Here is a 25391-nt window from a genome sequence, read left to right on the forward strand (position 1 = left end):
AGGGTCGACCCGGCGGAGCGAACAGCTCGTGCCCCGCTGTCCAAAATAGGCAAAAATTCAAAGCAAAGCCCTATTTTTCAGGCATTCGACCAAAAACACAAGTTTACGTGGGAATGACTGTGATCGTTTTCCGATATCTGTTCAAAGAAACACTCAAGACTCAGTTGGCTGTACTGTTTGTGCTGCTGCTTATCTTCATCAGCCAGCAGTTCATCAAGATCATCGCCGAGGCGGCCGAAGGGGATGTCCCGACCCGGCTGGTGTCGACGCTGCTATGGCTTAACTTGCCCAACATGGCGTTGTTGATGCTGCCGATTAGCCTGTTTTTGGCCATCTTGTTCGCGCACGGTCGTCTGTATGCCGAAAGTGAGATGACGGTGATGCATGCCGTGGGGTTTAGCCATCGCTTCGTGATGAATAACGCCATGGTGCTTGCACTGCTCACGGCGAGCGTGGCCGTGGTCAACACCCTGTGGATCGCCCCGGCCGCCAAGGAGCGCGAGTATCAGGTGATGGACGAGTTCAAGGCCGACCCCGGCATCTCTCTGTTGCAGGAGGGGCGCTTCATGGTGCTCGATAAGGGGCGCACCATCGCCTACATCCAGGATCTCGACAACCGGGGCACCCAGCTACACAGGGTCTTCGTGGTGCAGCGCGCCGAGGGCAAGGTTCCTCCCTCACTGGTGGTGGCCGACGAGGGGGAAGTGACCATGGACAAGGAGGGGTTGCAGTGGCTGACCCTGAAAAATGGTCAGCGCTTCGAGGGGCACTTTGCCGGCAAAGAGTTTCGGATCTCCGAGTTCGCACGCTACGGCGTGGTGATCCAGCAGCGCGATCTGGAGCAGTCCAACCGCAAGTCGACGGCCAAGCCGACGACGGAGTTGCTCCATGCCGACATCGACGATGAGCTGATGGCCGAGTTGCAGTGGCGCATCTCGCTGCCGCTTTCCATCCTGGTGCTCACCTTCCTGGTAGTGCCGCTGGCCCGGGTCAACCCGCGTCAGGGGCGTTATGCCAAGCTGCTGCCGGCGATTTTGCTCTATCTCTCCTACTTCCTGCTGCTCAGTGCCGGTCGCTCGGCGATTGCCAGCGGTGCCTTGCCGCACTGGCCGGGCATGTTCCTTATCCCGCTCGGCTATCTGCTGTTTATCGGCCTGCCCCTGAACCTGCAGGGAACGGCATGGTGGAACCAGCACAAGGCTAAGTGGCTGAAATCCAAGGCGTGATGACCCAAGAGGTATTTGTATGTTTGGTATTCTCGACCGATACATAGGGCGGGTCATTTTCATGTCGATCCTGCTCTCTGAGCTGACGCTGGTGGGGCTGGCTGGCCTCATCAAGTATGTCGAGCAGCTCAAGTCAGTAGGGGACGGCGAGTACACCCTGCTCAAGGCGTTCTTCTATGTGGCCCTCTCCATGCCCAAGGAGGCGGTGCTCTTCTTCCCGCTGGCGGCCCTGCTCGGTGGTCTCATCGGCCTCGGCCAGCTGGCGACCAGCTCCGAGCTGGTGGTGATGCAGGCGGCCGGGCGCTCCAAGCTCAGCATCGTCATGGCGGCGCTCAAGACCGCTATCCCCTTGATGATCGTCTTCACCCTGGTGGGGGAGTACGTGGCTCCCATCGCCAAGCGCACCGGTGAGGATATCCGGGCGGGGGCCATCTCGGGGGGGCGTCTGACCCTGGTGGCGGACGGGGTGTGGGCCCGTGATGGCAACAACTATGTCAACATCTCGGGGGTGCGTAACGACGGCACCCTGGTCGGGATTGCGCTCTATCGTTTCAGCCCGCAGCGGCGCCTAGCCGATGTGGTGATGGCCAGCGAAGGGATCTATCAGGAGCAGCACTGGCAGCTCAAGAATGTCCTGATCACCCGCGTCGATAACGAACAGCAGGTCACCCAGAGCCGGGTGCCGACCATGACCTGGCAGTCGGAGCTGACGCCCAAGGAGCTGGGGGTGGTGAGCATCGATCCCGAGAACCTCTCGGTGAGCGGCCTGCGCGATTACATCGGTTATCTCAAGTCAAACCAGCAGGATGCGGGACGCTATCAGCTTGAGATGTGGCGCAAGGTGTTGTCACCGCTCACCGTGGTGGCCATGATCCTGCTGGCCTCCTCCTTCATCTTTGGCCCGCTGCGCTCGGTGAGCATGGGGGCGCGGATGCTGATGGGGATTGTGACCGGTTTCCTGGTTTATGTGAGCGATCGGCTGTTTGGCCCGGTCAGTCTGGTCTATGCGGTGCCGCCCATCATTGGTGCCATCGCCCCCAGCCTGCTGTTTGGTGGTGGGGCACTTTACATCCTCAATCGCAAACGCTGACCATGAAGAAGGGCGCCTCTCGGGCGCCCTTCTTGTATTCAGACATCATATGCAGGGGTCATCACTCTCGATCGAGCAGGGCCCGGTTCTCCTCTTTGCTCAGCACCACGACCTCACACTCGGCCCAGATATCCTGAAAGGCGCGCTTTCCGAACAGCGCCAGCAGATTACCGAGGCCAAAGGCCGAGGTGGCCATGCGGATCAACGCCTGGGTGAAGCGGATGTTGCTGCCGTCCTGGTTCTGGATGCGCAGACGCCAGGCGCGCATGCCGATGGTCTGGCCACCACGCACCCAGAACCAGCCATAGAAACCGATCATGATGGCCGCCAACCAGGCGCTGTAGAGAGGATGCTGCAACAGGTGAGCCGCGTCCTCTCCCTCCTTGAGGGTGGCCAGACCGGTGGCGACCAGCAGGTTGGCGACACCCAGGCCGAGGGCGCCACCCACCATCAGCAGTGCTAGGACGATGAGGGCGTCATACAGCCAGGCGCCCAGGCGGCGCCAGAAGTTGGCCTGAGGATGGGGGGAGGTCTGCGGTTTGGCAGGGGTGATGGGGGGACGTTTGGCCATGATTTTCTTCCTTGTAGTGATGCGGGGCATTGTAGGGAGGCGACTCTGCTACGGCAAGGCGTTGAATAAATAGACAAACGCCAAGGAGAATTGGATAAATTGCTTGCCAGCTCCCCTGCCGTTCGTATAATCGCTCGCACTGCCCGGGTGGCGAAATCGGTAGACGCAGCGGATTCAAAATCCGCCGGGTAAAACCGTGTCGGTTCGAGTCCGACCCCGGGCACCATTATTGAATTTCATGTCGTATCATGACATGGCTGAAACCCGCATAGCCTAAGGCTGTGCGGGTTTTTTGTTATGTACTGTCGTATCATATAGCCTCATAACATACCCCCATTATTGGGGGTACATCTGGGGGTATCAGTCCAGATGGGGGTAAAAAGTACCCCCACAGGTCACCATTCCGCGCCGTTCTTGGCCCGCCGAATGTCCATCTTTTGTCCCCAGCATGTGATAAGTACCCCCAAGCAGAGACGGGAGATACCCCCATGCCGCTATCCGATATCACCGCCCGGCAGGCCAAATTCACTGGCAAGCCTCAGAAGCTCTCTGATGAGAAGGGGCTATTCCTGCTGGTCAACCAGTCTGGTAAATATTGGCGGCTCAAGTATCGCCACGGCGGCAAAGAGAAGACGCTTGCTTTAGGGGTTTATCCCGAGGTGTCACTGAAAGAGGCGCGAACCAAACGGGATGAGGCTCGTCGACAGATTGCTGAAGGTGTGGATCCAGGCCTAGTCAAAAAGCAGAGCAAGATCGCCAACAAGCTGGCTAGCGAGAATAACTTCGAAGCGCTGGCGCGGGAATGGCACCAGAGCCAGCTTGCCCTGTGGAGTCCTGGCCACGCCTCTCGGGTACTCGAATCTCTGGAAGTCGATGCCTTCCCTGACCTCGGGCTTGTCCCTGTTACCGAACTGACTGCCCCCATGATTCTGGAGGCTCTCCGGAAAGTTGAGAAGCGGGGGGCAACCGAAACAGCGGGAAGGATATTGCAACGGGTCAGCGCGATCATGCGCTACGCCATTCAGACTGGACGAGCCAGCTACAACCCGGCCCAAGACCTGAAAGGTGCACTCAAGGCAACCAAGCAGGAGCACAGACCCGCTTTGCCCCGTTCAGAACTGCCAGAATTCTTCCGACGTTTGGAAGCCGAGCCACTTAATCCAGCGACTCGTCTTGCCCTCCATCTGCTGATGTTGACTATGACCCGTCCTGGTGAAGTGCGCTTTGCTCGTTGGGATGAGTTCGATATGGAGCGAGCAGAATGGCGGATCCCTGCTGCGCGGATGAAGATGCGAACCGAGCACCTTGTTCCCCTTTCTCGTCAGGCGTTGGCTGTGCTCGGTGAGCTGCGTCAGTTGACAGGCCACTGTGAGTTGCTGTTCCCGAGCGAGCGCAAACTGACTAATCCCATGAGTGAGAACACCTTGAGCTATGCCATGGGGCGGATGGGCTACAAAGGGATTGCTTGCCCGCATGGTTTCAGGGCGCTGGCCTCTACCACCTTGAACGAGGAAGGCTTTGATCCGGACGTGATAGAGCGCCAGCTTGCCCATGCCGAACGCAACAAGGTGCGGGCAGCCTATCACCGAGCTGAGTACCTGGACGACCGGCGCAAGCTGTTGCAGTGGCTGGCTGATTTCTATGACTCGCAACGGGGTAGCAATGTGCTACCAGTGAATTTCAACCGAGCAGGTTAACGACTTGGCTGGGCCTATCTTGACGGAGAGAAAAGTGGGAAGCCTTGTCAGGCTTACCTGTAACCTATTCAAGGCAAGTGTGCAGAGACAACAATATGGCAACCTTAAACAGCAAACAAACTGAGTCAGATAATAAACCCTTGCTACCACTAGAATATTGCAGTCCTGAACGTGCGGCCAAGTTACTGGGGTGTGAAGTTGAGGATATATATCACTGGGCTGATGTAGGGGCGATCAATCTATATGCTCAGTTCCGTGATAGAGATATTAGTGATGGTGAAACATATCTTGTTGGAGAGGTATATTCTAATGAAGATCTTATTACATACGAAGAGCGCCGAGATATTGAATGGGAATATGACGGTAATACATATGTGAAATCGATGGTTGTCTCGGAGGAAGGACCAATAAATGTAACGCCAAAAGTTCTTTATTCAAACGCCAAGTTGTTTAAATTTGGTGCGGCTATCCGTTTGATGGATCCGGCGGTGAATTTGCATGACTGCTTTGTTGATATTTCTGGATTCTGGAAAATCAGCAAGTTCAACTTCATTCAGGAGCAATACGCAAAGTCAATCGATGAAAATACATCATGGTATCTCTCCGCAAACTATATTGGTGATGAGTCGTCACCAGAAGACACTTTTGGCATTGATTTAATCGCCGCAGAAATATCTGACATGTCGTCTAGGATACGAGTGATGCGTGAGGATTTGTTGAAAATGAATCATCATATTACAACTGGTGAAATGATGAGCAAGAATGTAAATATTTTGCATTCAGAAAAAATGCACTCATTACAAATCAATGTTAATCCAGCTATTAGCAATGAACGAGTCACTAGTAAACAGTGCGGTTTTATTGTTGAGTTGCTACGGTCATACGGTCTGGATGATACCGATTTTCAGGGCAGCATTGGTGAACTACGCAATAAGATTGCTAGCAGGGTTCCAGGTGTTGGTGACCCTGATGTTGACGATAACACACTGATAAGTTGGCTAAAAAAAGGTGGAGTCAGGTAAATAATCCTCATGATTTATGCATAACTCCGCTGAGTTTTCTATAACTCAGCCATTTCCTCAGACAGCTATGGTTTGATTGCTCCAGAAACGACACGACACGTAAAGGAGCAATAAACCATGTCATTACATACATCATCTGAATTGCCAGTAGAAGGGTTTGTCCGGGTGGGTACGCTGGCCAGATTGCTGGGGATCGCCACTGTGACCGTCTGGCGCTGGACTGCTAATGGTAAATTACCTAAGCCGGTGAAACTGTCTGAACGTGTGACCGCTTGGCGGGCCGAAGATGTACGGAATTGGATGAATGCCCAGGGCAAGGCTGCTTAGTATCAGGGTGTTATCCAAAAGAAAGGGCCGCCCGTAGCAGGAGCAGCCCAAACCAATCATTCACCAATTACCGCTGATCAATAATATCAGTATTCTGATTGCTAAGCCAGTCAGCGGAACCGCTTAAGGTTTTTATTGCAATGAATAACAAGCAACAGGGGCATATCGCTCGGGGCGAAGCCTTGCCCAAAAAAAATACTGCTCACACTCTTCATTCTAATGATATTGCGAACGCCATATCTGAATTGTTGCCACTGCATGAAAATATGGTTGGTAGTAAGCGCATCCAGACCATTAATGCTCGTGAGCTTCACGCCTTCTTGAAGTCGGGACAAGAATATTCCCATTGGATGAAAGCCCGTATTGCCGAATATGAGTTTATTGAAGGGGATGATTTCGCCAGATTCGATGAAGTCATTTTGAGCACGATAAATTTATCAGATACAAATGAGGCGCATCTTTATCGGCGAAATAGCGCCAAAGCACGGGGGCGGAGAGTCAAGGGTTACGCCCTTACTTTGGACATGGCCAAGGAGTTGGCCATGGTCGAGCGAAACACTGAGGGCCGCCGTGCGCGCCGCTACTTCATTGACTGCGAACGGCGGCTGGCCGAGGTTGCCCCGCAACAGCAAGTGTCGGCACAAGCCCATTGGCAAGCCGAACGGGACGCCAGCAAGGACTATCACGGGCTAATGTGTCGCGCTCTGCTGCAGCACCGTACCAGGCAGGGTAAGGAGACTGCTGGTCACCATTACAGCAATGAGTTGGGCATGATCAATCGGTTGGTGCTTGGGATGGATGGCAAAGCATGGCTGGTCGAACACGGCCTGAAAGGCGAGGTACGGAAACACCTGAGCGCATATCAACTGGCGTTGGTCGCCTTTCTTGAGCGCAGTAATGCCACTTTCCTCGACGCGGATATGCCTTTTGCGGAACGCAAGATGAGGCTAACAGCCATGCTGGCTGCCTGGGTTGAACGCGAAGGGGGCGAAAAATGATATTGCGTGACACGATCCGACACGGTACGATCTTATCCGTTGGGGCTACTAACCCCAACAGTACTACTTCCACGAGCGGTTACCCGCAACCGACAATTAGCGGTTTTTTTGTGCCTGCCATTTGGGCTACTACCCCAGGCTGTCGCACAGATGAACTTCACATTCACGCCCAACGCGGCGGGAGTGTATCCGCTTTTGCGGTATGGTTGAGAGGCCCCAATAAGCCCGCAAGGGTGAATAAGGCCCGCCTTCTCGTGGAGGTAGTTGACGCCATGCCGCATCCCCATTTGCAGCATGGCCGACTCACTAAACCACGAGAGAGTACAGGCCATGATCTACACCTTCTTGATCCAGCATTCCCGTACCTGCCGTTTGGCAGACCTACGCCGTATCCGGACCATTTCCGCCGTTGCCAACAACGAAGCACAAGCTCGTTCTGCGCTGCCCGGTCTGCCCCTGGTGTTTTTGTCCCGTACCCCGAGCAAGGGGGCCGCAGCATGAAACGCACCATTCGAACTCGCCAGGTTATCCAAGCTGAAGCTCTGTTTGAGCAGTCTGCAATGCTTGCTTCTGCCCTGAGCTGCATCTGTGAGTCCAATACAGAGAGGATGCTCTATTTGGAGCTCTCCGACCTGTTGCATCCATTGCAGACCCAACTTGATGAATTGGAGACTGGTTGTGCCGGGACGCCATTGGCGGAGCCAGCTGAACGCATCAATCGTTATGCCTCCGTCCTGCTCAAGGTGCTCAATGGCAATCAGTCCCATATCGAGCCGTGTGTGATCAGTGTGTTGCTCGCCCCAGTCATTGCCGAGTTTGAAGCCGTTGAGCTGGCCAAGCTCAGGGAGGGTGTATGACCTATTACGCATGGGCTCCAGCGGATCAACAACCCACATTCACAGGCCCAGCCAACCAAAAAACCGGCAAACGCTCACAAGCTGGCTGCCTGAGCGCCTTTGCCGGCCGCAGGCAACGCGATGACTTCATTGTCAGCACCAACGGTATGGCGGGGGCCGTTACCGCTAAACAGGCCCGCCAGCTGAAGGCTGGGTTGGATGAACGCGCTTTCAATGAGCTGGTGACCGTTCTGGTGGGGGGTGATGCATGAGCCAGGCAACATTCGTTTCTGACGTGGCCGCCGCGGCCTGTGGCCACTGGCCTGAACTGCTGGCAAATCTGGGGGTGACGGTGCCGCCACGTAAGCAGCATGGGCCTTGTCCGGCTTGTGGTGGGAAAGACCGCTTTCGGCTTGATGACAAGGGCGGGCGTGGTACCTGGATCTGTAGCCAGTGTGGCGCGGGTGACGGGCTGGATCTGATCCGCCGTGTAACCGGTAAGTTGCCGAAGGATGCTGCGGAACTGGTTGCAGGGGTACTTGGCTTTTCCCATGTTGTCATATCAGACGCTGACCGAGAGCAATTGCAGCAACAACAGCGGGCGCAGGCTGATGCAGAGCAACAACAGCAGCAGATTAAGCGCCAGAAAGCCGCCAGACGCGCCGCTGATATCCTGCGCGACTGCAAGCCTGGCCAATCTCCTTATCTGGCACATAAACACTTGAGCTGGCCCAGTGGGCTGTTGAATAGCACCCTGATCCGAGTGGGGGAAGAGGCGTTCCCCGCTGGCTCCTTGGTGGTACCGCTCTACAACGAGACCGGCGAACTGGTGAACGTACAGCTGATCCGCCATGACGGGGTGAGGCACTACCTGGCCGGTGGTCAGAAACAAGCGGCCTGCCACCGGATCCCTGGCAGTGCCATGGTGGCGGTTTGCGAGGGTTATGCCACCGGTCTGAGCGTTCACCTCGCAACCGGGGCGACCGTCTATTGCGCCATGGATGCGGGTAACTTGCTGGCCATCGCTCAGGTGGTGAGGGGGATGGACGACCCCTTGCAACCGTGCCGGTTATGGCTTGCCGCCGACAACGATGCCAACACCCCGGGCAACCCCGGCAAGACCAAGGCCGAGCAGGCTGCCGTGGCCGTGGGAGCAGTGGTTGCACTACCGCCCACCGTCGGCGATTGGAACGACTACCACCAAGCCCACGGGCTGCCCGCAGTAAGAGACGAGATCATGCGCCAGATTGACCCAAGCAATGACCAACAAGAGCAAGGCGCTAGCCAGAAGGAAGGGCCGCGAGCCGAGGCCGCCAAAGAAGAGCCCAAGGCGGCGGAGGTGATCACATTGCGCCCCGGCTTGAGCAACCAGGGCGTTGAAATCGGTAAGATGGCACCTAGCCAACGGGCCGAGCTTCTGCGGGAACGGCTTGGCGAGGTGGCGGTAAACATAGTGGCCGCGACCGTGTACCGATACACCGGAAGCCTGTGGGAACATGTATCAGATGCCATACAGCGCCGGGAGATGGCTGCGATCTATGCCGATCATGGTGTGCCGTTCAGTAGCAAGATGTTGAGTGGGGTAGTCGATACCATGAAGGAGATGATCCCGCTGATGGCGGTGCCCCGCGACGACCTGATCGGTTTTGCGAACGGGGTCTATGACATGGCTGACCGCGCATTTAGACCGCACTCGCCCGCCGATGGCCTGTTAAGCCACAATGGGATCACCTATGGGGAGCCGCTCCCCGGTGAGACGCTGGAAACCAGCGCCCCCTACTTTAGCAAGTGGTTGGCTCATGCCGCCGAGAGCGACGTCGCCAAGATGGAGCGCATCAAGGCCGCGCTGTTTATGGTGCTGGCGAACCGCTACGACTGGCAGCTATTCCTTGAGGTGACCGGCGAAGGGGGAAGCGGAAAGTCGGTGATGGCAAACCTGTGTGAGCTGTTGGTCGGTAGCCGCAACGTGGGCAGCAGCTCCATGAAACGCCTGGAGAGTGATTTTGGCCTGGAGAGCGTGTGGGACAAGCGGCTGATCCTGTTGCCAGATCAGCCCAAATATATCGGTGACGGTGCGACGCTCAAGGCGATCACGGGTGGTGACGAGGTCTCCATCAACCAGAAAGGAAAGCCGATGTTCAGCGCCAAGGTGCGTGCCGTAGTGCTGGCGACCAACAACGAGCCGATGGTGATCACCGAGCGTAATGGTGGCATGTCACGACGAAGGGTGATCTTCACCTTCAACAACGTGGTGGCCGAGGCTGACAAGGATCCGCAGCTCGGAGAGAAAATCGCCGCCGAGCTGCCGGTGATCATCCGTCACCTGCTGGACCGGTTCGCCGATCCTTTGGTGGCGAAGGATCTGTTATTGGAGCAGCGGAACTCTACCGACGCAATCGCCGTCAAGCGGGCAACGGATCCCCTGTTCGACCTGTGTGCCATGGTGGAGTTTATCGCGGCGCCCAACGGGCTGCGCATGGGTGGCAAGACTGATGTGATACGCAATCCGCGCCGCTACTTTTATCACGCCTACCTGGCATACATGGAGTACCACGGCCTAGAGCGCCCGCATTCGGTTAATGCGGTCAGCCGCTCACTCAAGCAGATGGCTAAGGAGCTGGGGAGCGAGTACAAGACACGCCGCAGCGACGGCGTTATCACCAACATCGTACTAACCGATGAGGTTGAGGAGTTCATGCCAAAGCCGGTGATGTTTACGCCATAGCAGGCCAGCCAGAGAGAAGCAGGGGGTCGCCATAGTGCGGCCCCTTTTTGTATCTGTGGGCATGGGTAGGTGCTTGCAATCATAAATACCGCTAAAAATAGTTCCATTTGTTCCAATTGCTCTGAAAGCCTTGCTAAATAAGGGGTAGAGATCCGGAACTATTTTTTTAGATACTTCCAAATAATTCCAATAGTTCCACCTTTAAGCAGGACTGCCACCAAGGAAGAGTGTTTCTAATTTGTTGATGGTCAGATGAGATTATGGGTTTTATGGCAGACCAATTTGGACGAATTCCGGAAGAAATGGACCTATTGGAATGTGGGAGAAAATAGATTCCATCTCCGCAAGCCTTGCAGCTACTGGGCTGTAGCGATTTGGAATGGTCGGAACTATTTTTCTGACTTCCATCCGCACGCTGCGCTTGGCCGTGATTTTTGTCGGAAAGGTTGCTAATTTGTAACGTTCGTCGCCGGTGCATCAGACAGAAATCCGCTTCCTCCCTGCTGACTGGCAATAGTTCCAACCCTGGGAACGGGGTAATCATGGTCGATCCCTTCTCTGGCTGGCCGTGTTTAGGGCTCGAGGTTTCCCTCCCAAGCTCTGCTGTTGCCAGCAGTGCCCGCGCCCCGCAGGGCCGACGCTTATGCCGAAGAGGACGAAGGACTCAAGCGCATAAGCCAAGTCGGTCACTATGCGTATATTTTCCCCCACCAAATTTCTCTTTTGCAGTAGCGTGGACTGAAATAACGCGGGAGAGCCATGTATGGCGGGATATCAGTTTGCACACATTGACGGGTATGCACGACAAGGCGGGAAGACAAAGACGGGGCGGGTACTGTCAGCACAGCAGATAGCGGATGAGGCTGAGCGCAGACCCGGCGCCCATCCACATGTCAAAGACCCTAAGCCGCCGATCCAACGTTTTGGGGTAACGCCATCGGAGGCCGTACAGCAGGCCACCGCATGGGCGGAGCAGGCCGTAGACCCGCGAGGGCGTAAGCTGAGGATTGACGGACTGTGTTTAGGTGCTGGTGTGGTCAGTGTCCCGGAGAACCTGCCAGATGAGCTCTGGCCAGGGTATCGTGACGCCATGATCAGGTATCTGAAAACCAAGCATGGTGACAGGCTAAAATCGGTGGTCGAGCATAGTGATGAACGGCATCGACACATCCATTTTTACCTGGTCCCGCTGCCCGGCGAATCGTTCGGTGCGGTACATCCTGGTGTGGCTGCTACGCGGGCCTCAGCTGCGCGAGGGGAGCGAAAGGGTCTGCAACGTCTCGCGTTCAATCAGGCCATGAGAGCTTGGCAGGACGAGATCCACACCGTGTCCGCAGACTTTGGGCTTGCCCGTCTCGGACCGGGTCGGCGGCGACTGCCGAGGGAGGTGTGGAACGCCGAACAGAGGGCGTTGTCTGCCCATGCTGCACTCATCGGGGCAACGCAGCCGAAAGGGCCAGCCATGGGGAAAATCAATCAGATCATCGCTATGCAAGAGGTTGAGCACCGAACCGGGTTGTTTGGACGGGGCGAGCCGCTCTACACAAAAGATCAGCTACTGGCCGCGACGAAGGCTGCTGCGCTGTATGGTGCCAGGCACAATGCCTCCCAGCGTCAAGCCATGCTTGAAACAGTGCTCCTTCGTACTCCCGAGATCGACGCTGCCGAGACCAGATTGGCCGAACTGGCTGCCCATGAGGCAACGATAGCGCACCGGATAGTTGAGGCAACCGAGAGGGTTAAGGAGGCCGAGGAACAGGCTCAGGCACGCATAGAGGTGTCTTTGCTGAAGGTTAAGCAGGCCGAGGCAATAGCCATTCGAGCTGAACACTGGGCCAAGCAGACTGTCACAGCGGCTGAAGTGCGGATGAGAGGGATCTTGTCACCTATCTTGGCCGCATTTGCTGCGATTCTTCGAGATCCCAGGGCGATAGAGCCAAAGGCTGAAGCAGATACCGCGATTGCGGCGTTGGCGGAACTGCGCCCGCTCGCCACCGAGATCCAGCAAGCCCTCTATCCGGTTGCAAAGGCAGTCAAAAAAACCAACAAAGTTAACCAAGCACTCGGGCTTGACCTGCATCCATAGTGATCCGATCACCGATAACCCGATTTGGCTGCCCACCTCCCCAGTCCCGCCGCAATCTCTGACCCAGCCAGTGTATCTGACAGTGGATACACTGGCTGTCGCTCACATTTCGTTTGATACCACCGCATCATCGCTTATAGCCGGGATAGTGAAAACCGCCGTTGTATACGGCGGTTTTACAACAGCACTTGATCGCTTCCCTGCCTAAACCATTGCAACCTTCGTAAAGCAATCAACAGGATCATCCGTGGGTGTGTAGCGCCTCCACACACCCGGGCAAGGTCGCTGTATGCACCAGAGTCGTTGCAACATTCAAAGGCGTTAAAAACATCGAGGGATGCAAAATGTCAGATTCCGTATTTATCGAACGAAAAAGGCTAACGGTCCTTATTGGATGCCGTCACGACACGATTGACCGCATGGTTGAACGTGGCGAATTACCGCGCCCAATTCGCCTCGGGCGCAATGGCCGACACCGCTTCATTCGTGCCGAGATTGAACCCGCGTTAAAGCTGCATGGGATCGATCTGGCAAAGTTGGAAGCCGCCCATGCTGGAAGTGCTGCCTGATCATGCCAATCACCACGACATATGACCGAGGCGGGATCTTCCAGCCCGGCTCGACCTGGTTAACGATTTGCCAGGCTGTGTGTGGTGTATTGCACATAGCAGGACCGCTTTCTCCTGAACAGGCAGGACTGCTACTGACGATCTTCCGCAGTGAACTGGCGAAAGCCGCCCTACCGGCTCAATCCGAGGCTAAGTTAGACCCGTGGCACTACCTTACCGAACACACCTGTGGGGTGGTCGTCTTGAGTGCTTCAGGTCAAAACATCTTGCGACAGCAGCCTAATCGAACCGCCCAAACCCTCGTCAAGAACACCATCAACCACTGGAGAGAAAATCATGACCAAGCCGCTTAATCATGGCGCCATTTGCGGTCGTATTTTTGCCGCTATGCCCAAGCTGACTCTGCAACAGGAGGCAGTGTTGCTGGATAACCTGGATGGCATGACCAACAGCGAACTACGCGAATATGCCTCCAATGCCAGCGAGTTGGCAAAGACCCCGCTTCAACTGCGTGACGAAAAGATGCTGCTCAGTTTGTCGCAGCAGTTGGGGGCTGTATCCACTGGCCTGGCTGGCGTTATGAACTTCACGGCTGAAAACGTGGAACGCCTAACTAGTGACCTGAAACACCTGACCGAAACAGATTGCTGAATTGACCCCGATTTGGAGACCGGAAATGAATAACATCACCGATTTAGTACAAGTAGCCCAACAAGCGCATCGTGAATATATGGGGTGGCATGAAGGCGAGCATCGGTTGCTGACCTGTATCAGCACCACACGTATCGATGAAATCAAACAGGATATCCAGAGGGGGCGTGAGCTCCGGCGAGCAGCGATCGCCCAGGGAAACACGAACAAAAAAGAGTATCGCCAGCTGTCTACTCATATCTCGTCACTTGAGAGTGAGTTGGCTGACATGGAGGTCGTTGCCGAAGAGTTAGAAGGCGGTGCATTTGAGCGCTCATGTTCTGGGCAGGCGTTGTGGCGCCAGCACCTTAAGCAACGTTCCGCTCTTGCACAAACCTATCTGGATGAATTGATCGCCAGTGATTTGGATGAAGCCCGAGAAGCCTTGGCTCCACTCTTGCCAATGCTGGCCAGATTAGTATTCAGAGGTAAACAGAAGGCGGCCATCGGCTCATTCTTGCAAGATGACACCAGTACTGTATTCACTCCCTCTGGCCTGATAGCTCCGGCAGAAATCCACCCGCTCGATATGGTGAAATCATTGGTGGTTGAGTTGCTTGAGCCAATTTGGAGAGATACCGATCCGGAACTGGATCCGGTGGTCATGGACGAGATTAAGCGTATTCCGCCGAGCAATCTGATCCGTCTTGATTTGGTCGGCAGCCCATCAGCCAAATGTAGTGCTCGTGCAAAACAGGCCGTGCGCATGGATCAAACGGAAGAACCCAAATCTGCCGTGCAGGCAAGCCGTGATAACTGGTCACCGGATGCAATGTTGGCCCGCAGTAATAATTTGCGAGAGGCATGACTCCGGTTTTCGCACACCGTGTGCATTGAGCCCGCCCAGCGCGGGCTTTTTTTCGCCGAGCAGTGCCTCTTTGGTTACCAAAACACGTAGAACTTCTTCGGGAGCAATTTGCTGCATGTAGACATTTCGATCTGACCCAGCACTAATTGCAATCCAGCTCGCCACATGGCGGGCCTTTATTGGCTTGCACCTGAGCGCATGAGCCGCCCGCTGCTGCATTAGTTGCTGACTACCCGACCAACCCTTCTCAAGATCCTTTCACGTGCCACTGAGCGACTGGCGCAGCCTGCCACCCCTGCCAGCCCCGTCAGCGCGCAATTCCCCGCGCCTGCACGCTTTGCGCTTCGCGCACTCATTTCCATTCACTTTGTAAAGTGTTTTTTTATAATTTAAATCAATGCCTTAATGGCATTTTGCGGGGGCTGGGAATCCTTCAGAATCCTTCAAAATCTTTCACTTTCCGTCACTCTAAACAGGTGGTTTGGGCACGGTCATGCAAAACGAGGCCAAAACCGCAATTTTGAGCATGGTTGTATCTGTCTTGAGGGTTATGCCGTGTTTGCACTTGGCGTTGCGGAGTTCATATGAATTTTATATCTGGGGGTACTTATGGGGGTACATGCGATCTTTTTGGTGTATTTAAATGTTATAAATCATTGCGTTATGCTCTAAATTTGATAGAGACCCCGGCACCACATCAAATTCAATGACATAAGGCCACCCAAGCGGGTGGCCTTATGTTTTTCTGAGGGCGAGTGGCGGCAACATGGCGGCAGCCATCTCCCATCTCCCATCTCCCATCTTCCATCTCCCATCTCCCATCTTCCATCTCCCATCTCCATCGTGGTGTGGGCGCTGTTTTTGTTTTTTTCTGCCTGCCATCTCCACCTCTTGCCCTCATCGGGAAAGGGCTGACGCATCTCGTGCGTAGTGGTGGCCTCTCTCTGCGGTTTTCCCATTCGCGTCCCATAGGGCCATGACCCCAATTGCGCCTTCATGGTGCAGCACAAAAAGTGTGCGCTTTCTGCGGGCATCCCGATCCAGGCTGGCGCAGCGATAGCACCAAAATGGTGCGTTATTGTTGTCGTAGTGATTTTACTCTCTGATTTTTATTGTGTTTTCCTTGTTGGAACGGTTTCTGCAAAGAGAGAGTTCAGTACGGTGCCTGCGCGGCACCGTTCCGAATACCAGGAACCGGCCCGGCACCACCGGGATAACTAAGGAAGGAGAGTTTTATGCTCAAACCCGTCGTTCTGTCAGGTCTGTTGGCCACACTGGCACTGCCCGCCTGGGCAGAAGAGGCCGCGACACAGGTGCAGGCTGCCGCAGCCCCTGCGGCTACCTTGGTGATCAACAAGGGGGACAACACCTGGCTGCTGGTGGCTTCCGCCCTGGTGATCCTGATGTCCATCCCCGGCTTGGCTCTCTTCTATGGTGGATTGGTGCGCGCCAAAAATATGCTCAGCGTGCTGATGCAGGTGTTCACCCTGTTCTGCCTCATGACGGTGCTGTGGGTGGTCTATGGCTACTCGCTGGCCTTCACCGAGGGGGGCGCCTTCTACGGCTCCTTCGACAAGGTGCTGCTGATGGGGGTCACGCCTGACTCTATCGCCGCCACCTTCAGCAAGGGGGTGGGCATCAGCGAACTCATCTATGTGGTGTTCCAGGGGGCCTTTGCCGCGATCACCTGCTGCCTCATCGTCGGCGCGTTTGCCGAGCGGATGAAATTCTCGGCCCTGCTGCTGTTTGCCGTCATCTGGTTCACGTTTGCCTACATACCGATGGCGCACATGGTGTGGTACTGGGCCGGCCCCGATGCCTATACCGATGCCGCTGCGGCTGAGGTAGCCGGTGCCACCGCAGGCTATCTGTTCCAGCATGGGGCACTCGACTTTGCCGGCGGCACCGTGGTGCACATCAACGCCGCCGTGGCGGGGCTGGTGGGGGCCTACATGGTGGGCAAACGCATCGGTTATGGCCGTGACCCCATGACGCCGCACAGCCTGACCATGACCATGATCGGGGGCTCCCTGCTGTGGTTCGGCTGGTTTGGCTTCAACGCCGGCTCGGCACTGGAAGCCAACGGTGGTGCGGCTCTGGCCTTTGCCAACACCTGGGTTGCCCCGGCGGCTGCTGCGCTCTCATGGACCATGGCCGAATGGCTGATGAAGGGGCGCCCCTCCCTGCTGGGTGCGGTCTCCGGCGCTGTCTCTGGTCTGGTGGCCATTACTCCCGCGGCCGGTTTCGTCGGTGTGGGCGGCGCCCTCATCATCGGTCTGCTGAGCGGCGTGGCCGGTCTGTGGGGGGTACACGGTCTTAAGCGCCTGCTGGGGGCCGATGACAGCCTGGATGTGTTCGGTGTGCACGGGGTGTGCGGCATCCTCGGCGCCGTGCTGACCGGGGTGTTTGCCAGCCCGGATCTGGGGGGGATCGGCGTGTGGGACTATGTCACCAACAGTGTGGCAGCGGAGTACTCGATTCTGGCTCAGGTCAAGGCTCAGGTGATCGGCGTGCTGGTCACCGTGCTGTGGACCGGTGTGGTGTCGGCGGTTGCCTATAAGCTGGTCGACATGCTGATCGGCCTGCGCGTGAAGGAGGATGCCGAGCGCGAAGGGCTGGATGTCACCTCTCATGGCGAGAAGGCCTATAGCATGTAATGAGTGCGCCCACGCGCGAACCGCCGGCTTGTCCGGCGGTTTTTTTATGCCTGCATTTTGCCCCCATCTTCGCTACACTCTGCCACCCTTGCCCACACCCCCATTACGCCAGTGGAGAACATCATGTCCGCAGTCGGAGAGCAGCAGCGCATCCAGATCCTCGAGTTGACCGACAAGGGGGATGGCATAGGCCGGCTTGATGCAGTGCCGCTCTATGTTGCAGGCGCGCTCCCCGGTGAAGAGGTGGAGGTGACGCTCACCCTGGTCAAGCCCAACTACCTGCATGGGCGTCTCGACAAGGTGGTGACCGCGAGTCCGGATCGGATCGCCGATTTCTGCGCCCATAGTGAGTGTGGCGGCTGCCAGGTGCGCCCGCTGGCCTACCCGGCCCAGCTCGAATATAAGCGCGAGCTGGTGCGCCGCGCCCTGACCCAGCAGGGGCTGGGGGTGGAGGTTGAGCCGGTGCTCGGCATGCAGAGCCCGTTTGCCTGGCGTAACAAGGCGCAGTTCGCGGTGCGAGCCACCGACGAAGGAGCCGAGATCGGTTTTTATCGCAAGCACTCCCACGACCTGGTCGCCTGTGACGACTGTGCGGTGCAAGATCCCCTGCACGGTGAACTGCTGGCCCGTCTGCGCCGTTGGATGCGCGAGCACGAAGTGCACCCCTATGACGAAGCGCATCATGAGGGCGATCTGCGCCACGTGATGACCCGCAAGGGGTTTGCCAGCGGGGAGTGGATGCTGGTGCTGGTGACCCGCACCGAGCAGCTGCCGGCCGAGGCCGAGCTGCTGGCCGCCCTGGAAGGGCTGCCCATCACCACTGTGGTACACAATATTCACCCCGAGCCGGGCAACCGGGTGCTGGGGCTGACCAACCGGGTGCTGAGTGGGGAGGGGATCATCACGGATCGGCTGCATGATCTCGAGTTCGTCATCTCGCCGCTCTCGTTTTATCAGGTGAACCCGGTTCAGACCGACATGCTGTACGGCAAGGCGCTGGAGTTTGCGGGCCTCACCGGCAGCGAGACCGTGTTCGATCTCTACTGCGGTATCGGCACCATCTCTCTGTTTTTGGCGCGTCAGGCGGCCCGAGTGGTCGGCATCGAGCTGGTGCCCGAGGCTATCGACGATGCCCGCCGTAATGCCGAGCGCAACGGCATCGGCAATACCGAGTTCCACGTGGGTAAGGCCGAAGAGAAGGTCGCCGAGCTCTATCATGCCGGTGAGCGTGCCGACGTGGTGGTGATCGATCCGCCGCGCAAGGGGTGTGATAAGGCCCTGCTCGACACCTTGGTCGCCATGGCGCCAGAACGGCTGGTCTATGTCTCCTGTCATCCCCAGAGTCTGGCGCGGGATCTGGCCTGGCTCACCGCACGCGGCTTCGTGTTGGAGGCCGTGCAGCCGGTCGACATGTTCCCCCACACCCTGCACGTGGAGGCGGTGGCCCGGCTACGCCGCGCTTGAGAGCCGATCGGCATCGTGTCATAAAGGCTTCCTGCGGGAAGCCTTTTTCATAGAGAGGAAAAGGGGCGCTGCGGCGATTGGCCCTGAAAAGGGGGGCTGCTCCCTTCTTCTGATGCCGGTTGCCCCCTGCGCGGTGAGGATGGGCGGGCCGGCCATCTGGCGCCTCTGCGAGCCAGTGCAGACTCCGCGCCTCTGTCACCAGAGCATCATGTCAAGGAGCGCTCATGCACCTCATCGATACCCACTGCCATCTCGACTTCGCTGACTTTGACGGCGATCGCGCCGCCGTGCTGGCGGCGAGCCGGTCGCTCGGGGTTGCGCGCTATATCGTTCCTGCCGTCGGTGAGGAGAACTGGGCGGCGCTGGAGGGGTTGGCCGCGTCGGAGGCCGGGATTTTTTATGCGCTGGGCGTGCACCCCATGTGGGCCTCACGACAGACCAGCGGCGTACTGGCCCGGCTCGCCTCCCGCTTGGCGGCCCGCCCCAGCGCCCTGGTGGCCATCGGCGAGTGCGGGCTGGATGGCCGCTCGACGGTCTCCCAGGCGGGCCAGCTCGAGCTGTTCGAGGGGCAGCTTGAGCTGGCTCATCAGTTTCAGCTGCCGCTGCTGGTGCACTCGGTGCGCGCCAATGACACGGTGGCCACGCTGCTCAAGCGTTACCGCCCGGCGGCGGGGGGGGTGATCCACGCCTTCTCCGGTTCGCTGCACCAGGCCGAGCGCTTCTGGGCGCTGGGATTTCGCCTCGGTATCGGCGGCACCATTACCTACGAGCGGGCCAGCAAGACCCGTGAGGCGGTGGCTGCGATGCCATGGGAAGCCTTGGTGCTGGAGACCGATGCGCCCGACATGCCCTTGGCGGGCCGGCAGGGGATGCGCAACAGCCCCGAGTATCTGCCCGAGGTGCTGGCGTGTCTGGCCAGATTGAAAGGGGAGGCACCATCCAAGGTTGCCGAACTGTTACGTGAGTCGAGCGAAGCGTTGTTTCCGCGTCTGTTGCGATAATTCACAACGGATTAACCAGAGCGGCGGGGAGCGTGACAAAATTCGTGCACAAAAATCGTTTGCGGTCTAAAAACCGGTCATCATACCAATTTTACGAACACAAAATGTGACCTAACCAATACTTTGTCAGCGTTCATTCAGTATAATGCGCCGCCTCGGGAGCGGGTTTGTTGATACAACTCGTTAACCAGGGGCAAGGTGCTACTAGAGGAAAATAACAAATGAACTTGATCATGGGTCTGGTGGGGATGGCGACGCTCATCCTCATCGCGGTGTGCTTCTCGAGCAACCGCAAGGCTATCAACATACGTACCGTGGCCGGTGCGTTTGCCATCCAGGCTAGCCTGGGTGCGTTCGTGCTCTATGTCCCGGTTGGCAAAGATATTCTGGGCGGCGCCTCTGGTGCGGTTTCCAGCGTTATCGGTTATGGCCAAAATGGTATCGACTTCCTGTTCGGTGGCCTGGTCAGCAACAAGATGTTCGACGTGTTCGGTGGTGGCGGCTTCATCTTTGCCTTCCGCGTGCTGCCGGTCATCATCTTCTTCTCCTCCCTGATCGCCGTACTCTACTACCTCGGCATCATGCAGTGGGTCATCAAGCTGCTGGGCGGTGGCCTGCAAAAGGTGCTGGGCACCTCGCGCACCGAGTCCCTCTCTGCCACCGCCAACATCTTTGTGGGTCAGACCGAGGCCCCGCTGGTGGTGCGCCCCTTCATCGCCAAGATGACCGACTCTGAGCTGTTTGCCGTCATGTGTGGTGGTCTGGCTTCCGTGGCGGGCTCTGTGCTGGCGGGCTATGCCGCCATGGGCGTCAAGATGGAGTACCTGATTGCCGCCTCTTTCATGGCGGCCCCCGGTGGTCTGCTGTTTGCCAAGCTGCTGGTGCCGGAGACCCAGGCCCCCAGCTACAAAGAAGATAACGCCGATGCCGAGCTGGACGACAAGCCGGCCAACGTGATCGATGCCGCCGCCGCCGGTGCCTCGGCCGGTCTGCAACTGGCCCTGAACGTGGGCGCCATGCTGCTCGCCTTCATCGGCCTGATCGCCATGATCAACGGCATCTTCTCCGGCGTGGGTGGCTGGTTCGGCATGCCTGAGCTCTCCCTTGAGCTACTGCTCGGCTGGTTCTTCTCTCCGCTCGCCTTCCTCATCGGTGTGCCCTGGAGTGAAGCGACCGTGGCCGGCTCCTTCATCGGTCAGAAGCTGGTGGTTAACGAGTTCGTGGCTTACCTGAACTTCGCTCCCTATCTGAAAGATGAGGTGCTGATCAATGGCGTGGCCATGTCTGACCATACCAAGGCGATCATCTCCTTTGCCCTGTGCGGTTTTGCCAACCTCTCTTCCGTCGCCATCCTGCTCGGCGGTCTGGGGTCGATGGCGCCGAACCGTCGTGGCGACATCGCCCGCTTTGGCCTCAAGGCCGTGCTGGCTGGCTCCTTGTCCAACCTGATGTCGGCCACCATAGCCGGCTTCTTCCTGGCCCTCTCCGGGATGTAAGCAGCGCACAGGTTAGAGTGCCCAATAACGACGAACGCCACAGCAGATGCTGTGGCGTTCGCATTTGAAGCGGTGACAACCGTTTTCCTTACAAAAACAACAATATCAAAGCGTCAATCGGAGGTTCCATGAATGAGGTCATGCTGGCGCTGGTCGCCGGATTCATAGTCGGGGTGCTGTTTTCCATCCTCAAGCTACCGATCCCTGCTCCGCCTGTGCTCTCCGGTGTGATGGGTATAGTCGGGGTCTATCTGGGAGGGCTTGGCTACGCCTGGATCGTAGCCCGCTTTTTCTCCTGAAAGCGGCGTGGGGCCTGCTTCACAGCGAGGTGAAGCCCCCTCGCCAAACGAGAAATTCCGGCTTGCAAAGCAGGGGTATCTCGGCTCAAATAGGCAGGGTCAGCAGGGTGCTGACAATGACTAATATCCGGTGACAACCGGGTATTGGCGGTCAAATGGAATTGATTGGGTTTGGGGTCACCGCGATCTCTTCTCCAAGTCTTCATGGAACCAAGTCCGCACTTTTGTAAGAAAGTGACAGGGCTCATGCCTTATTTGCAGTCGGATTGCCTGTGCAGTTTTGCTGTAAACAATGCGTGCCCGGCTGGATGGTACACGCTACCCATCCCGTCGTGGCGCAAGACTTAACGAGTGGAGAATCAAGATGAGTGATCTGAAGATGGCGGCACAGCGTGCCCTGAACCTGATGGACCTGACCACCCTGAACGATGACGATACCGATCAGAAGGTCATCGCTCTGTGCCACAAGGCAAAATCCCCGGCCGGCCTGACCGCCGCCGTTTGCATCTATCCCCGTTTCATCCCCATCGCCCGCAAGACCCTGCGCGAGATCGGCGCCGAACAGGTGCGCATCGCCACCGTCACCAACTTCCCGCACGGTAACGACGACATCGAGATCGCCGTCGCCGAGATCCGCGCCGCCGTTGCCTATGGCGCCGACGAAGTGGACGTGGTCTTCCCCTACCGTGCCTTCATGGCTGGCAATGAGCAGATCGGCTTCGATCTGGTCAAGGCCTGCAAGGCTGCCTGCGGTGACCAGGTGCTGCTCAAGGTGATCATCGAGACCGGTGAGCTGAAAGAGGAAGCCCTGATCCGCCGCGCCTCCGAGATCGCCATCGACGCCGGGGCCGACTTCATCAAGACCTCTACCGGCAAGGTGCCGGTCAATGCCACCCCGAGCGCGGCCCGCATCATGATGGAAGTGATCAAGGCCAAGAACCCGAAAGTGGGCTTCAAGCCGGCCGGTGGCGTGAAGGATGCGGCCGTCGCCGGCCAGTATCTGGCCATGGCCGAGGAGATCCTGGGCAAGGAGTGGGTCAGCGCCCGCACCTTCCGCTTCGGTGCCTCCAGCCTGCTGGCCAGCCTGCTGGCGACCCTGGGTTACGGCGACAAGCCGGCCGACACCAGCGGTTACTAAGCGCATTACCGGGGCGGCGTGCCGCCCCGCTTCAGGACTCCTATCTGGCTTGCATTGCGCGCCTTGGCGCGGAAGGAATCAAAGATGTTTTTGCCTCAGGAAATTATTCGCAAGAAGCGCAATGGTGACGCGCTGACGACTCAGGAAATCCAATTCTTCGTTGAGGGGATCACCCAGGGCACCATAGGGGAAGGGCAGATTGCGGCGCTGGCCATGGCGGTCTACTTCCGTGACATGACCATGGACGAGCGTGTCGCGCTGACCTGCGCCATGCGGGACTCCGGCATGGTGCTCGACTGGGCTCCCCTTAACCTCGGCGGCCCCATCGTCGACAAGCACTCCACCGGCGGGGTGGGCGATGTGGTATCTCTCATGCTCGGCCCCATGGTCGCCGCCTGCGGCGGCTTCGTGCCGATGATCTCCGGCCGTGGTCTCGGCCACACCGGCGGCACCCTGGACAAGCTCGATGCCATCCCCGGCTACCAGACCTCGGTCGACAACGACACCTTCATCCAGGTGGTGCGTGAGGCCGGTGTCGCCATCATAGGTCAGACCGGCGATCTCGCCCCGGCCGACAAGCGCATCTATGCGGTGCGCGACGTGACCGCCACCGTCGAATCCATCGCCATGATCACCGGCTCGATCCTCTCCAAGAAGCTCGCCTCCGGGCTGGACGCCTTGGTGATGGACGTCAAGGTGGGATCTGGCGCCTTCATGCCCACCTTCGAGGCCTCGGAAGCGCTGGCCAACAGCATAGTCGCGGTGGCCAACGGGGCGGGGTGCCGCACCACGGCCCTGCTCACCGACATGAACCAGGTGCTGGCCTCCAGTGCCGGCAACGCGGTGGAAGTGCGTGAAGCGGTGCGTTACCTGACCGGTGCGTACCGCAACCCGCGCATCCATGCGGTGACCCTGGCCCTGTGCGCCGAGATGCTGCTCTCCGCCGGGCTGGCCGCGGATGAGCAAGGGGCTCGCGCTAAGCTGCAAGCGGTGCTCGATAACGGCAAGGCGGCCGAGATCTTCGGGCGCATGGTCACGGGGCTCGGTGGCCCGGCCGATTTCGTCGAGCGTTATGACCACTACCTGCCCAAGAGTGCCATCGTCCGCCCTGTCTACGCCGAGCGCAGCGGGTTTGTGAGCGCCATGGACACCCGTGAGCTGGGTCTGGCGGTGGTGGCCATGGGCGGCGGGCGGCGTGCCCCGGCTGACCGGCTCGACTACGCCGTGGGCCTGACCGATTTTATTCGTCTGGGGCAGGAGGTCGGCGCGGATAAACCACTCGCCTTCATCCATGCTCAGAACGAGGAACAGTTCAGTCAGGCGGCCGCCATGGTGCGCGCCGCCATCCGGATTGATGACGCGCAGCCCGAGGCCCTGCCCGAGGTCTATCGCCGCATCACTCTGGCCGATTTGTAACAAGGGGACTCCCATGAAACGTACCTTTATCCTGATGATGGACTCTTTCGGTATCGGCGCTGCCGCCGATGCCGACAAGTTCGGTGACGTCGGTGCCAACACCCTCGGCCACATAGCCAAGGCGTGTGCCGAGGGCCAGGTGGCGGGGCGCGGCCCGCTCTCGCTGCCCAACCTGACCAAGCTGGGGCTGGGGCATGCCTGCGAGCTCTCCTCCGGTCTGTTCCCCGCCGGTCTCGACAAGCAGACCGAGGTGGTGGCGGCCTACGGCTACGCCAAGGAGCTCTCCTCCGGCAAGGACACCCCGTCCGGCCACTGGGAGATCGCCGGCGTGCCTGTGCTGTTTGACTGGGGCTACTTCACGAACACCACCAACAGCTTCCCGCCCGAGCTGCTCGACGCCATCGTGGCGAAAGCCGGCCTGCCGGGCTACCTCGGTAACTGCCACGCCTCCGGCACTCAGGTGCTCGACGATCTGGGCGAGGAGCACATGCGCACTGGCAAGCCTATCTTCTACACCTCGGCCGACTCGGTGTTTCAGATTGCCTGCCACGAAGAGACCTATGGCCTCGAGAAGCTCTACGAGCTGTGCCACATCGTGCGCGAGCTGCTCGAGCCCTATAACATCGGCCGCGTCATTGCCCGCCCGTTCGTGGGGGCGCGCAAGGGCGAGTTCAAGCGCACTGGCAACCGTCACGACTACTCGGTGCTGCCGCCGGCGCCGACCGTGCTGGACTACATGAAGGAGGCGGGGGGTCAGGTGGTTTCCATCGGCAAGATCGCCGACATCTATGCCCAGCAGGGCATCACCAAGCAGGTCAAGGGCACCGGTCTCACCGAGCTGTGGGACAGAACCCTGGAAGAGGTGAAGGCGGCCGGTGACAACACCATCGTCTTCACCAACTTCGTCGATTTCGACTCCTCTTACGGCCACCGCCGTGACGTGAAGGGGTACGCCGATGCGCTGGAGTATTTCGACTCCCGCCTGCCGGAGCTGTTCGCCCTGATGCAGGATGGCGACGTGGCGGTACTGACTGCCGACCACGGCTGTGATCCGACCTGGGGCGGCACCGATCACACCCGTGAGCACATCCCGGTGATCTTCTACGGTAAACCGGTCAAGGCCGGCAGTGTAGGCGGTCGCGACACCTTTGCCGACATCGGTCAGAGCATCGCGGCCTATCACGGCCTGCCCAAGTTGCAGTACGGCACTAGCTTCCTGTAACTTAGCCGCCCGCCCTTCGCGGGGCAGGCAGACAACAACAAAACAATTTAATC

The 25391-nt window shown here is 58.1% G+C and carries 22 protein-coding genes and 1 tRNA gene; 22 read left to right on the plus strand and 1 reads right to left on the minus strand.

Annotation, left to right across the window (positions count from 1 at the left end; translation table 11 throughout):
- Positions 1 to 113 precede the first annotated feature (113 nt).
- Entirely contained in the window at positions 114 to 1226 is a 1113-nt protein-coding gene (gene lptF / locus BN1134_RS06810) for an LPS export ABC transporter permease LptF (protein WP_042046151.1), read from the plus strand.
- 19 nt (positions 1227 to 1245) lie between these two features.
- Positions 1246 to 2316: an LPS export ABC transporter permease LptG gene (gene lptG / locus BN1134_RS06815; protein WP_042046152.1), complete on the plus strand. Its 1071-nt coding sequence runs from the start codon at positions 1246 to 1248 to the stop codon at positions 2314 to 2316.
- 61 nt (positions 2317 to 2377) lie between these two features.
- On the opposite strand, the gene BN1134_RS06820 is transcribed toward lptG, so the two are convergent.
- A complete protein-coding gene (locus BN1134_RS06820; protein WP_042046153.1) occupies positions 2378 to 2887 on the minus strand; it encodes an RDD family protein in 510 nt (169 codons plus the stop codon).
- Positions 2888 to 3028: 141 nt separating this feature from the next.
- Between BN1134_RS06820 and BN1134_RS06825 the strand changes: the two genes are divergently transcribed.
- From BN1134_RS06825 to BN1134_RS06910, 20 genes are all read left to right on the plus strand, one after another.
- Positions 3029 to 3113 (plus strand) — tRNA-Leu (locus BN1134_RS06825).
- 262 nt (positions 3114 to 3375) lie between these two features.
- Positions 3376 to 4584 (plus strand): tyrosine-type recombinase/integrase, encoded by a 1209-nt coding sequence (locus BN1134_RS06830; RefSeq protein ID WP_042046154.1) that lies wholly within the window; start codon positions 3376 to 3378, stop codon positions 4582 to 4584.
- A gap of 95 nt (positions 4585 to 4679) precedes the next feature.
- A complete protein-coding gene (locus BN1134_RS06835; RefSeq protein WP_084214737.1) occupies positions 4680 to 5606 on the plus strand; it encodes a hypothetical protein in 927 nt (308 codons plus the stop codon).
- Between the two features lie 117 nt (positions 5607 to 5723).
- Positions 5724 to 5933: a helix-turn-helix transcriptional regulator gene (locus BN1134_RS19185; protein ID WP_084214738.1), complete on the plus strand. Its 210-nt coding sequence runs from the start codon at positions 5724 to 5726 to the stop codon at positions 5931 to 5933.
- A gap of 140 nt (positions 5934 to 6073) precedes the next feature.
- Positions 6074 to 6931 (plus strand): antA/AntB antirepressor family protein, encoded by an 858-nt coding sequence (locus BN1134_RS06840; protein ID WP_042046156.1) that lies wholly within the window; start codon positions 6074 to 6076, stop codon positions 6929 to 6931.
- Positions 6932 to 7428: 497 nt separating this feature from the next.
- A complete protein-coding gene (locus tag BN1134_RS06845) occupies positions 7429 to 7788 on the plus strand; it encodes a hypothetical protein (RefSeq protein WP_042046157.1) in 360 nt (119 codons plus the stop codon).
- The gene (locus tag BN1134_RS06850) at positions 7785 to 8039 is read left to right on the plus strand and encodes a hypothetical protein (protein ID WP_042046158.1); all 255 of its coding nucleotides are present in this window, start codon (positions 7785 to 7787) and stop codon (positions 8037 to 8039) included. The genes BN1134_RS06845 and BN1134_RS06850 overlap by 4 nt, the downstream gene beginning before the upstream one ends.
- Positions 8036 to 10492, plus strand: coding sequence for a primase-helicase zinc-binding domain-containing protein (locus tag BN1134_RS06855; protein WP_042046159.1), 2457 nt, complete (start codon positions 8036 to 8038; stop codon positions 10490 to 10492). The genes BN1134_RS06850 and BN1134_RS06855 overlap by 4 nt, the downstream gene beginning before the upstream one ends.
- Before the next feature lie 1090 nt (positions 10493 to 11582).
- On the plus strand, positions 11583 to 12578 hold the full coding sequence (locus BN1134_RS06860) for a plasmid recombination protein (RefSeq protein ID WP_232300605.1): 996 nt from the start codon (positions 11583 to 11585) through the stop codon (positions 12576 to 12578).
- 344 nt (positions 12579 to 12922) lie between these two features.
- The gene (locus BN1134_RS19195; RefSeq protein WP_084214740.1) at positions 12923 to 13147 is read left to right on the plus strand and encodes a helix-turn-helix transcriptional regulator; all 225 of its coding nucleotides are present in this window, start codon (positions 12923 to 12925) and stop codon (positions 13145 to 13147) included.
- Positions 13148 to 13483: 336 nt separating this feature from the next.
- On the plus strand, positions 13484 to 13798 hold the full coding sequence (locus BN1134_RS06865) for a hypothetical protein (protein WP_042046160.1): 315 nt from the start codon (positions 13484 to 13486) through the stop codon (positions 13796 to 13798).
- Between the two features lie 25 nt (positions 13799 to 13823).
- Positions 13824 to 14645, plus strand: coding sequence for a hypothetical protein (locus tag BN1134_RS06870; RefSeq protein WP_042046162.1), 822 nt, complete (start codon positions 13824 to 13826; stop codon positions 14643 to 14645).
- A gap of 1235 nt (positions 14646 to 15880) precedes the next feature.
- Entirely contained in the window at positions 15881 to 17302 is a 1422-nt protein-coding gene (amt, locus tag BN1134_RS06875) for an ammonium transporter (protein ID WP_042046163.1), read from the plus strand.
- A gap of 123 nt (positions 17303 to 17425) precedes the next feature.
- Complete coding sequence (gene rlmD / locus BN1134_RS06880; protein WP_042046164.1) at positions 17426 to 18766, plus strand: 23S rRNA (uracil(1939)-C(5))-methyltransferase RlmD; 1341 nt, start codon at positions 17426 to 17428, stop codon at positions 18764 to 18766.
- 224 nt (positions 18767 to 18990) lie between these two features.
- Positions 18991 to 19767 (plus strand): TatD family hydrolase, encoded by a 777-nt coding sequence (locus BN1134_RS06885; RefSeq protein WP_042046165.1) that lies wholly within the window; start codon positions 18991 to 18993, stop codon positions 19765 to 19767.
- A gap of 221 nt (positions 19768 to 19988) precedes the next feature.
- Complete coding sequence (locus BN1134_RS06890; protein WP_042046166.1) at positions 19989 to 21263, plus strand: NupC/NupG family nucleoside CNT transporter; 1275 nt, start codon at positions 19989 to 19991, stop codon at positions 21261 to 21263.
- 128 nt (positions 21264 to 21391) lie between these two features.
- Entirely contained in the window at positions 21392 to 21562 is a 171-nt protein-coding gene (locus BN1134_RS06895) for a XapX domain-containing protein (protein ID WP_042046167.1), read from the plus strand.
- A 364-nt stretch (positions 21563 to 21926) separates the two neighbouring features.
- On the plus strand, positions 21927 to 22700 hold the full coding sequence (gene deoC, locus BN1134_RS06900; protein WP_042046169.1) for a deoxyribose-phosphate aldolase: 774 nt from the start codon (positions 21927 to 21929) through the stop codon (positions 22698 to 22700).
- Positions 22701 to 22784: 84 nt separating this feature from the next.
- Positions 22785 to 24116 carry a thymidine phosphorylase gene (deoA, locus tag BN1134_RS06905; RefSeq protein WP_042046170.1) on the plus strand — a complete coding sequence of 444 codons (1332 nt, stop codon included), beginning with the start codon at positions 22785 to 22787 and terminating at the stop codon, positions 24114 to 24116.
- Positions 24117 to 24129: 13 nt separating this feature from the next.
- Entirely contained in the window at positions 24130 to 25338 is a 1209-nt protein-coding gene (locus tag BN1134_RS06910; protein WP_042046172.1) for a phosphopentomutase, read from the plus strand.
- The last annotated feature ends 53 nt before the right edge of the window (positions 25339 to 25391 follow it).

The sequence above is a fragment of the Aeromonas simiae genome, assembly GCF_000820125.1.
Taxonomy (GTDB): domain Bacteria; phylum Pseudomonadota; class Gammaproteobacteria; order Enterobacterales; family Aeromonadaceae; genus Aeromonas; species Aeromonas simiae.

Bases quoted from the DNA above. Each gene is read 5' to 3' on its own strand.
- lptF (WP_042046151.1), top strand. From the start codon at position 114: ATGACTGTGATCGTTTTCCGATATCTGTTCAAAGAAACACTCAAGACT.
- lptG (WP_042046152.1), top strand. From the start codon at position 1,246: ATGTTTGGTATTCTCGACCGATACATAGGGCGGGTCATTTTCATGTCG.
- BN1134_RS06820 (WP_042046153.1), bottom strand. From the start codon at position 2,887: ATGGCCAAACGTCCCCCCATCACCCCTGCCAAACCGCAGACCTCCCCC.
- BN1134_RS06830 (WP_042046154.1), top strand. From the start codon at position 3,376: ATGCCGCTATCCGATATCACCGCCCGGCAGGCCAAATTCACTGGCAAG.
- BN1134_RS06835 (WP_084214737.1), top strand. From the start codon at position 4,680: ATGGCAACCTTAAACAGCAAACAAACTGAGTCAGATAATAAACCCTTG.
- BN1134_RS19185 (WP_084214738.1), top strand. From the start codon at position 5,724: ATGTCATTACATACATCATCTGAATTGCCAGTAGAAGGGTTTGTCCGG.
- BN1134_RS06840 (WP_042046156.1), top strand. From the start codon at position 6,074: ATGAATAACAAGCAACAGGGGCATATCGCTCGGGGCGAAGCCTTGCCC.
- BN1134_RS06845 (WP_042046157.1), top strand. From the start codon at position 7,429: ATGAAACGCACCATTCGAACTCGCCAGGTTATCCAAGCTGAAGCTCTG.
- BN1134_RS06850 (WP_042046158.1), top strand. From the start codon at position 7,785: ATGACCTATTACGCATGGGCTCCAGCGGATCAACAACCCACATTCACA.
- BN1134_RS06855 (WP_042046159.1), top strand. From the start codon at position 8,036: ATGAGCCAGGCAACATTCGTTTCTGACGTGGCCGCCGCGGCCTGTGGC.
- BN1134_RS06860 (WP_232300605.1), top strand. From the start codon at position 11,583: ATGATCAGGTATCTGAAAACCAAGCATGGTGACAGGCTAAAATCGGTG.
- BN1134_RS19195 (WP_084214740.1), top strand. From the start codon at position 12,923: ATGTCAGATTCCGTATTTATCGAACGAAAAAGGCTAACGGTCCTTATT.
- BN1134_RS06865 (WP_042046160.1), top strand. From the start codon at position 13,484: ATGACCAAGCCGCTTAATCATGGCGCCATTTGCGGTCGTATTTTTGCC.
- BN1134_RS06870 (WP_042046162.1), top strand. From the start codon at position 13,824: ATGAATAACATCACCGATTTAGTACAAGTAGCCCAACAAGCGCATCGT.
- amt (WP_042046163.1), top strand. From the start codon at position 15,881: ATGCTCAAACCCGTCGTTCTGTCAGGTCTGTTGGCCACACTGGCACTG.
- rlmD (WP_042046164.1), top strand. From the start codon at position 17,426: ATGTCCGCAGTCGGAGAGCAGCAGCGCATCCAGATCCTCGAGTTGACC.
- BN1134_RS06885 (WP_042046165.1), top strand. From the start codon at position 18,991: ATGCACCTCATCGATACCCACTGCCATCTCGACTTCGCTGACTTTGAC.
- BN1134_RS06890 (WP_042046166.1), top strand. From the start codon at position 19,989: ATGAACTTGATCATGGGTCTGGTGGGGATGGCGACGCTCATCCTCATC.
- BN1134_RS06895 (WP_042046167.1), top strand. From the start codon at position 21,392: ATGAATGAGGTCATGCTGGCGCTGGTCGCCGGATTCATAGTCGGGGTG.
- deoC (WP_042046169.1), top strand. From the start codon at position 21,927: ATGAGTGATCTGAAGATGGCGGCACAGCGTGCCCTGAACCTGATGGAC.
- deoA (WP_042046170.1), top strand. From the start codon at position 22,785: ATGTTTTTGCCTCAGGAAATTATTCGCAAGAAGCGCAATGGTGACGCG.
- BN1134_RS06910 (WP_042046172.1), top strand. From the start codon at position 24,130: ATGAAACGTACCTTTATCCTGATGATGGACTCTTTCGGTATCGGCGCT.